Annotated in this window: 2 protein-coding genes; both read right to left on the reverse strand. The window is 54.1% G+C overall.

What is annotated here, in order from left to right; translation table 11 throughout:
• A partial coding sequence (gene lspA, locus KQY15_RS18945) for a signal peptidase II (RefSeq protein WP_217671465.1) occupies positions 1-449 on the reverse strand: 449 nt, incomplete at its 3' end.
• A gap of 3 nt (positions 450-452) precedes the next feature.
• The coding region (locus KQY15_RS18950; RefSeq protein ID WP_254795862.1) for a cation efflux transmembrane domain-containing protein at positions 453-1,118 on the reverse strand (666 nt) is incomplete at its 5' end.

A 1,118-nucleotide genomic window follows, 5' to 3' on the forward strand; every position in this document is an offset into this window, starting at 1 on the left:
AAAAGTAAGGCACCGAGGACAATTGCAATATCAGCCAGGTTGAAGGCCGGCCAATGCCAGTCTCGCCAATAGAAATCAAAGGAATCCACAACATAGCCGCGAAAGACCCGGTCAATCAGGTTGCCCATGGCGCCACCGAGGATAAGACTGTAAGCGATGGCTTCTCCTTTATGACGATTTTCAAGGATCAGCTTGATCAGAAAAATCGAGACCACTACCGCGATTCCGATAAAAAAGTAGCGCTGCCAGCCTCCACCATTCGCAAAAAGACTGAATGCGGCACCGGTGTTCCATAGGTGCACCCAGTTAAAGAACGGGGTCACCGAAACATACTCGCCATAGGCCATTGATTGCTGCACCAGCCACTTTACAGCCTGATCAGACGCTGCCAGCAGGCCCGATATGGACAATAGGGCATACGGCGAGAGCTTTTTGCCAATAATGAGCATTATTTAACCCTTCAACGCCAAAATGCGTCTGGCACCGTTAAGTACAATGCCCCCCGCGATGGTGCCGATAATCAGATCCGGATAATTGGAACCGGTCCACGCGACCAGGGCGCCGGCGGTGATGACCCCCAGGTTGATCACCACGTCGTTGGCCGAGAATATCCAGCTTGCCTTCATGTGCGCCCCGCCCTCCCGATGTTTGGATATGAGCAGCAGACAACTGGTATTGGCAATCAATGCGACGAATGCGATAGCCATCATCACCAGCGATTCAGGCTCACTACCGAATACAAAGCGTCTCACCACCTCTACGAGCACGCCCACAGCCAAGATCAGTTGCAGTACACCAGCAAGATGCGCGGAACGTACCTGCATTTTCACGCTATGTCCAACCGCATAAAGGGCAAGCCCGTACACCGCCGCATCGGCAAAATTGTCCAGGGATTCTCCAATCAGGCCGGTGGACTGGGCGATCAGACCGGCAGTCATTTCCACCACGAACAGAAGTGCATTGATGCCGAGCAACCAGCGCAGGGTCCCGGATTCTTGCTTAGCAGAAGCTGCCGAAAACTCGGCGGCCTTGATGGTCTCCGGATTTGCAGCGACGGTTTCCTGAAGCGAGGCGCCTAGCCCCAAGGTCTTCAGTTTCGAGGTGACGGGCTCGACCTC

It is taken from the genome of Arsukibacterium indicum, assembly GCF_019100565.1.
Classification (GTDB): Bacteria; Pseudomonadota; Gammaproteobacteria; order Enterobacterales; family Alteromonadaceae; genus Alishewanella; species Alishewanella indicum.